Source organism: Maribacter sp. (assembly GCF_016744255.1).
Classification (GTDB): domain Bacteria; phylum Bacteroidota; class Bacteroidia; order Flavobacteriales; family Flavobacteriaceae; genus Maribacter_B.
The window spans coordinates 19,924-28,089 of sequence record NZ_JADGES010000043.1; the positions used below are offsets into that span (position 1 = coordinate 19,924).

At 33.3% G+C, this 8,166-nt stretch carries 6 protein-coding genes; 4 read left to right on the plus strand and 2 right to left on the minus strand.

Annotated features, from left to right (window positions below; all coding sequences use genetic code 11):
• Positions 1-22 precede the first annotated feature (22 nt).
• The 3 genes from QZZ51_RS09095 (at position 23) to QZZ51_RS09105 (ending at position 3,129) form a co-directional block, all read left to right on the plus strand.
• Positions 23-634 carry a protein-tyrosine-phosphatase gene (locus QZZ51_RS09095; RefSeq protein ID WP_291868893.1) on the plus strand — a complete coding sequence of 204 codons (612 nt, stop codon included), beginning with the start codon at positions 23-25 and terminating at the stop codon, positions 632-634.
• Between the two features lie 11 nt (positions 635-645).
• Positions 646-1,677 carry an ACR3 family arsenite efflux transporter gene (arsB, locus tag QZZ51_RS09100; protein WP_291868895.1) on the plus strand — a complete coding sequence of 344 codons (1,032 nt, stop codon included), beginning with the start codon at positions 646-648 and terminating at the stop codon, positions 1,675-1,677.
• A 258-nt stretch (positions 1,678-1,935) separates the two neighbouring features.
• A complete protein-coding gene (locus QZZ51_RS09105) occupies positions 1,936-3,129 on the plus strand; it encodes a GAF domain-containing sensor histidine kinase (RefSeq protein ID WP_291868897.1) in 1,194 nt (397 codons plus the stop codon).
• Between the two features lie 284 nt (positions 3,130-3,413).
• On the opposite strand, the gene QZZ51_RS09110 is transcribed toward QZZ51_RS09105, so the two are convergent.
• Positions 3,414-4,355: a nitronate monooxygenase gene (locus tag QZZ51_RS09110; protein WP_291868899.1), complete on the minus strand. Its 942-nt coding sequence runs from the start codon at positions 4,353-4,355 to the stop codon at positions 3,414-3,416.
• 28 nt (positions 4,356-4,383) lie between these two features.
• The gene (gene mnmA / locus QZZ51_RS09115; protein ID WP_291868901.1) at positions 4,384-5,574 is read right to left on the minus strand and encodes a tRNA 2-thiouridine(34) synthase MnmA; all 1,191 of its coding nucleotides are present in this window, start codon (positions 5,572-5,574) and stop codon (positions 4,384-4,386) included.
• Positions 5,575-5,797: 223 nt separating this feature from the next.
• Between mnmA and QZZ51_RS09120 the strand changes: the two genes are divergently transcribed.
• Complete coding sequence (locus tag QZZ51_RS09120; RefSeq protein WP_291868903.1) at positions 5,798-7,783, plus strand: fasciclin domain-containing protein; 1,986 nt, start codon at positions 5,798-5,800, stop codon at positions 7,781-7,783.
• Positions 7,784-8,166: the final 383 nt, after the last annotated feature.

Below are 8,166 nucleotides of genomic sequence, written 5' to 3' on the forward strand. Positions count from 1 at the left end.
ATTCAACTAAACACGCAGTACCATGCTTTATCCTGAAATAACCAAACAAATTGAAATTTTAGACATAACTACAATTTCCGAAGAGAGAAAAACCACACTAGAACCGCTACAGGCTTATATTCAAAATAAAAAAAATCAGAATAAAGATATTAGGTTACATTTTATTTGCACTCACAACTCTAGAAGAAGTCACTTATCGCAAGTTTGGGCACAAACTTTAGCTGCTTATTTTAATATTGCGAATATTTTTTGTTATTCCGGAGGAACAGAAGTCACTGCTCTTTTTCCTATGGCAGCAAAAGCTTTAACAATTTCTGGCTTCCACATTAAAACTATTTCTAATGAAAATAACCCTGTTTACAGTATAAAGAATAGCGAAAACAATCATCCAATTTTAGGTTTCTCTAAGACATACGATGACACTTTTAACCCTACTTCTGAATTTGCAGCAATACTTACTTGCTCTAATGCCGATAAAGGCTGCCCTTTTATTACAGGCGCAGAACAACGCATACCGATTACTTTTGAAGACCCTAAAGCATTTGATAACACACCCCAACAAGAAGAAAAATACGTTGAAAGAAGCATACAAATAGCCACAGAACTACTTTTTGTTTTTTCTAATATTAAATAGATATTATTGCCATGCAAAAAAAATTAAACTTTCTCGATAGCAAATTAACCCTGTGGATATTTATTGCCATGTTATTAGGGATAGGTTTAGGGTATTTTTTTCCGTCCGTTCCTAATCTTATTAATTCTGTAAGCTCCGGAAGCACAAATATTCCTATTGCTATTGGATTAATATTAATGATGTACCCTCCCTTAGCTAAAGCTAATTACAAACTTTTACCTAAAGTTTTTAAAGATGTAAAAGTTCTTTCTATTTCTTTAATTCTTAATTGGATTATTGGCCCCATTTTAATGTTTGTATTAGCTATTACTTTTTTAAAAGATTATCCAGAATATATGGTTGGTCTTATTTTAATAGGGTTAGCAAGATGCATTGCCATGGTTCTAGTTTGGAATGACCTTGCCGAAGGAAGTAGTGAATACGGAGCCGGCTTAGTAGCTTTGAATAGTATTTTTCAGGTATTTGCATATAGTTTTTATGCCTGGCTATTTATAACCGTACTACCTCCTTATTTTGGCTTTGAAGGCGCCATTGTCGATATTTCTATTCGTACTATCGCAGAAAGCGTCGCTATTTATCTTGGAATTCCCTTTGCGTTAGGTATTCTCAGTAGAGTAATACTGGTACGTTTAAAAGGAGAAGAATGGTATACTCAAAAGTTTATTCCATCGATTTCCCCCATGACACTGATAGCCCTATTATTTACTATTGTAGTAATGTTTTCTTTAAAAGGAGAGCTTATAGTTGAAATACCTTTTGATGTTTTACTGATTGCAATACCCCTATTAATTTACTTTGTATTAATGTTTAGCATAGGATTCTTTATAAGCAAATTGGCTGGTGCTGACTATCCTAAAAATGCTGCAATTTCATTCACAGCAGCAGGGAATAATTTTGAACTTGCAATTGCAGTAGCAATAGCCATATTTGGTCTAAATTCTGGACAAGCATTTACAGGCGTTATTGGCCCTTTAGTAGAAGTCCCAGCCCTAGTATTATTAGTTAAAGTTGCGCACAAACTAAAAAATAAATATTATTCTTAAAGTAAGCTACATCGGAACAAGTCCACGAGGTACTCGTAGGAAAAAACTTTAAAATTTAGAGGTGATCCTCGGAGCATTTAAATCTCGATTATCGAATAAAAACGTCTTTAATTCAATTTTTCATTGAATTTTTTTCTCTACATTTACCATTAATATACACGTTTATAGGTTTTTACGTTTTAAACACACTTAAACAAGAAAAATAACGTTATTAACACATTTAATCTTATTCCTACGTATAAGTACTAAAATTTATTAATGATAGCAACACCTAAATACGCAAACGAAAAAAAGCGGTTAGATACTTTAAAGTCGTACAATATATTAGATACTCCTCCAGAACTTGAATATGACAATCTAACCCAAATTGCTTCAGAAATTTGCGAAACACCTATTTCCTTAATAAATTTTGTGGACGAAACTAGAGTTTGGTCTAAATCCAAATTTGGATTAGAAACTACCGAAGCATTTAGAGATAATACCTTTTGCACACATGTTATTGACCATAAAGATGGATTGTTTATAATTCCAGATTCTAGAGAAGATGTGCGTTTTAAAAATAACCCCTATGTAGTAGGCAATCCTAACATAATTTTTTATGCTTCTTTCCCTTTATCTAATAAAGAAGGGATTTCTATTGGCAACCTTTGTGTTATAGACACTATCCCTAGAGCACTTACAGAAAAACAAGTTAGTTCTCTAAAAGCATTAACAAACCAAGCAATGAATTTGCTTGAATACCACAAAAACAAGAAAATAAAAAGAGAGCTAGAGGAAAGGAATATAGAGCTAGAACGATTTGCATATATTGCTGCACATGACTTAAAAGCTCCGCTAAATAATATACACTCTATGTCTTGTTTATTATCTGATTTATATCTTAATAAATTAGACGAAGATGGAGTTACTATTTTAAATCATATTAAAAACTCATCCAATAAACTAAAAGAACTTATTGATGGTGTATTAGAGTATAGTAAAAATTTCTCTGCCTTAAAAACTACCAAAACCCATATAAACCTCCTCCATTTAAAAAAAGAACTCAGTGAGTTCTTTAGCTTTGACAAATCGGTTTCATTGTCTCTAAAATCTAATTTAAAGAGTATTCATATTAACAAATCTGCTCTAGACCAAATATTACTGAACCTTATAGAAAATGCAATAAAGTACAATAACAAAAATCTGGTGAAAATTACTATTGGTATTTCTGAAGAAAATAAAAAATACCAGTTTTATGTTCAAGACAATGGCCCTGGAATTGCCCCTAACCAACAAGATAAAATATTCGATATTTTTAAAACTCTTGCTAATAAAGATAAATATGGACAAACAGGTAATGGCATTGGTTTAGCCACCGTTAAAAAACTAATTGAACAAATGGGCGGTGAAATTTCTATAAAATCTACAGAAGGAAAAGGAACTACGTTTATCTTTAATATTAATAAAGATTAACTACATTAAATTAGTTACAATTCTTATTAGCCCTCCTCTTCTACTATATTTTTTAATGCTTGGTATTATTTTTCGCCAGCAATATACCGCAGCTAACAATACAAAAATCGTAGTAATTTCTTTTGACAACTCCTCTTTTAACGCCTAGAGCTTACTTTAAACTGCATAGAAATTAATTAAAAAAGGGTGATAACACCTTTATTAAATTTGAAGAAATAAGGGGAATCATTTTATCATCAATAGTCAAAAAAGTATTCAACTAGAAACTCCAACCGCATAAAAAACTAATAAAATTGCACCCTTTTCTTTGCTTCTTTAAATTCTAACACCATAGTATCTACAATTTCTTTTGCAGATTTTATATTTGTTATCAAGGCAGACACTTGTCCTATTTCTAATTCACCCTCATCCAAATCGCCCTCGAACATTCCTTTTTTAGCACGTGCTCTCCCTAATATCTCTTTCAATTTTTCTACGGTTGCCCCCGAACTATACACGTCTTGAATATCTTTATAAAATTTATTTTTCAATAAACGAACGGGCGCTAGCTCTTTTAAAGTTAACTCTGTGTCTCCTTCTTTGGCATTAACTACCATTTCTTTAAAATCATCATGTGAAGAAGCTTCATGACTGGCTACAAATCTACTGCCAACCTGCACACCAGATGCTCCCAAAACCATTGCTGCTAACATAGCCTCCCCTGTTGCAATACCGCCAGCTGCGATGATAGGAATATCTATATACTTTTTTACCAATGGAATTAATGTCATGGTTGTAGATTCATCTCTTCCATTGTGTCCGCCAGCTTCAAAACCTTCTGCCACTATAGCATCTACACCAGCCTCTTGCGCTTTTAATGCAAATTTTAAACTACTAACTACATGCGCTACAGTTATACCTTCTGCCTTTAATATTGGGGTCCAAACCTTAGGATTACCAGCAGAAGTAAAAACTATTTTCACCCCTAGATCTATAATTATTTGTACTATTTCCTCCAGATTAGGGTATAACATAGGCACATTTACCCCGAATGGCTGATTTGTTGCTTCTTTACATTTAAGAATATGCTCTTTTAAAACATCTGGATACATACTTCCTGCACCAATTACCCCTAATCCTCCCGCATTAGAAACAGCAGAAGCTAGGCGCCATCCACTAGCCCAAACCATTCCGCCTTGAATAATTGGGTATTTTATTCCAAATAAATCGTTTATTCTATTCTCCATAACTTAAAACTACATTAAACTAGAATAATTATGAAATTACCCCAGACCCCAACAGCTCATCTTCCAAATACCAAGCAACAAACTGCCCTTCTGTAATAGCAGATTGCGGCTCTACAAAATCTACATATAAACCATGGGCCACTTTTACTATGGTAGCTTCTTCTAATGCCTGTCTATAACGAATACGCGCTTTAAGCTTTAAAGATTCTCCTGTTTTTAAAACCATATCTGGGCGTACCCAATGGATTTCTTCATTAGAAACGAACAGCGTATTTCTATACAAACCAGGATGGCTTTTTCCTTGCCCTGTGTAAATAACATTTTCCTCTACATCAGTATCGATAACAAACAAAGGTTCCTTAGTTCCTCCTACATCTAATCCTTTCCGCTGCCCTTTTGTAAAATAATGAGCTCCTTGATGCTCCCCTACTATTTTCCCTTCAGCAACCTTATAAATTGGTTTTTCAGAAGAAAAATATAACTTGTCCTCTATACTATTAAAACCAGACACTTCACGGGTATAAAATGGGTGTGTGTTAGGTATTTCTACAATCACCCCTTTCTTAGGCTGTAGCTTTTGCTGTAAAAAATCGGGCAATCTTACCTTACCTATAAAACAAAGTCCTTGAGAATCTTTTTTATCTGCCGTAATTAAATTCATTTTTGCGGCAATTTCTCTAACCTCTGGTTTTTGTAGTTCGCCAATAGGAAACAACGTTTTAGATAATTGTTCTTGAGATAGTTGGCACAAAAAATAAGATTGGTCTTTATTTTCATCTTTACCAGCCAAAAGTTGAAAAGTCTCTGTCCCATCTTCATTTTTAAGTATACCTTTTCTGCAATAATGACCCGTTGCAACATAGTCTGCTCCGAGTTGCATTGCTATTTTCATAAAAACATCAAACTTAATCTCTCTATTACATAGTACATCTGGATTTGGTGTTCTCCCCATTTCATACTCACGAAACATATAATCTACAATCTTCTCCTTATATTCTGTACTTAAATCAACGGTTTGAAAAGGTATCCCAAGCTTTTCCGCAACGATAAGTGCATCGTTACTATCTTCTAACCAAGGGCATTCTTCCGATATTGTAACAGTATCATCGTGCCAATTTTTCATAAACAAACCAATAACATCGTACCCCTGTTCTTTTAACAAATAAGCTGCCACACTAGAATCTACACCACCCGAAAGTCCTACTACTACTTTTTTCATCTTTAATTATATATCGTCTGCAAAAATACAAAATTAGAAGTGCTCTATTTTCTCTAAAAAATAGAATAAATTATATTTTGTTTAATTTTTTTATATATTTGTTAAACAATTTAAATTTATAAAATAAACACAAACACTTGAACTATAGAACAATATACTTGTTAAAATAATTTACGTTTAATTTAATATTGATATTTATTAACAAAATACAAAGAACCTAACTATGAAAAATTTTAGAAAATTTAAAGGCTTTTTAACACTTCTCTGTCTTAGTTTCGCAATTTCTTCTTGTGATAAAAACGACGACACCCCAATCGCTAAGACAAATGAAGTAAGCATAACCGCTACAGCCCAAGCAACAGAATCACTTAGTTCCTTAGTAACTGCATTAATTAAAGCGGATGCAGGGCTAGTTGAAGCATTAAGTGATGAATCTGCAACTTACACCGTATTTGCACCAACAAATGATGCCTTTGTAAGTTTATTAGCAAGCTTAGACAATTACGCTTCTTTAGAAGATTTTGATACTGTAGAAGATAAAGCCGTTTTAGCGCAAATTCTTAAGTACCATGTAGTAAAAGATATTGCTGCAAAATCCACTGATTTAAGTAATGAGCAAACAATTACAACGCTACAAGGCGAATCTTTAACAATTAGTATAGACGGAACATCTGTTGCAATTAAAGACCAAACTTCTAATCTTGCAAATGTCATATTAGCAGATGTTGGCGCTACCAACGGAGTAGTACACGTAATAAATAAAGTGTTGTTACCTCAAGAAATACTAGACGCCATTAACACCCCAAATTTAGTTACTATTGTTATCGACACAGAGCCTTTATCTATTTTAGAAGCAGCGGTTATTAAAGCTAATCTTGTAGATACACTATCAGCAGATGGTCCTTTTACCGTATTTGCCCCAACAAATGATGCATTTATTGCCTTATTAGATATTCTTGGAGAGCAATACAACTCCTTAGATGATTTTGATACTACTGAGGAAATAGACTTATTAAGAAATATTCTATTGTACCATGTTATTCCTAATGCTACTGTAAGCGTAAGTGATTTAGCTTCGGGAAATATAGATACCGCTTATACCGATAATGCCATAACTATAATAGACAATCAAGGAACATTTGTTCTTGGCGATGCGTCTGCTACTAATGCAAATATTACAGGAACAGATATTATGGCTTCTAATGGAATTGCACATACCATTGACAAAGTTTTATTACCACAAGCTGCAATTGATTTTGTAGCAACCTTAAACATGAAAACTATTGTAGAACTAGCAGTTGCAACTGATGATTTAAGCGTTCTAGTAAATACTTTGCAACAAGCAGATGCTGGACTTGTAGAAACATTATCAGGAGATGGTCCTTTTACGGTATTTGCCCCAACCAATGCAGCGTTTACATCACTTTTAGAAAGTTTAGATAATTACAATTCCGTTTCCGATTTTGATACCACAGAGGAAAAAGCTTTACTTGTAAAAATACTAACCTATCATGTAATTGCCAATACAACAGCGTTGTCTACTAATCTATCTGACCAACAAGAAATTACAACACTTCAATCCGAAAAAATCACTATTGGTTTAACTGGCGGAGTATATATACATGACGCAACAGAGACTCCCGCACAAGTTACAACTGCAGACGTTACAGCCAGTAATGGTGTGGTACATATTATAGATAAAGTACTATTACCACAAGAGGTTCTAGATATACTTAACCCTAATATTGTTGCTACTGCACAAAGTGTTCCAGATTTAAGTCTACTTGTTGATGCCCTTATTCAAGCTGATGCCAATTTAGTAGAGACTTTAAGTGGAGACGGCCCTTTTACCGTATTCGCTCCAACAAACCAAGCATTTGCAGACCTCTTAGATATTTTAGGTAACAGCTACAACAGCCTAACTGATTTTGATACGCCTGAAGAAAAACAAATTTTAACAAAAATACTAACATACCATGTTGTTTCTGGAGCTGCAGTTGCCTCTACAGATCTAACAGATCATCAAGAAATAATACCATTACAAGGAGAATCTATTTTTGCATTAGTTACCAATAACGTAAGTCTTAGAGATAAAACAACAACAGATGCCAATGTAACTACAGCAGATGTTTCTACTAGCAATGGTATAGTACATATAATAGACAAAGTTCTACTACCACAAGAGGTTCTAGATTTATTAGGACATTAATTACCCCGAGGTAATAGTTATTATCTAATTGCTGCAAACTCTTTTAACTACCATCAAAACAGTTAAAAGAGTTTTTTCATGACATCTCGAATCAATAACAAGTAAAAGCAACATTAAAAGTAAGAAAAAACTTTATTTAAAAAACATTGATAAAAACCCCAAAAAAACACACCACACAACCAAGATAATTAACATACAAAAAAGTACGTTTGGCAACTATTAATTTTTAAACCTTTAAAAGGTTAGCATCTTTGTAATCCCAAATCTTACCATTTAAACCAACCTGTCTCGTCCTAAATAATCGATACAGATTATTAAAGGATTAAATTTATTAATTAAAGCTGAACAATGATATCATTGTTCAGCTTTTTTGTTTTGTACTG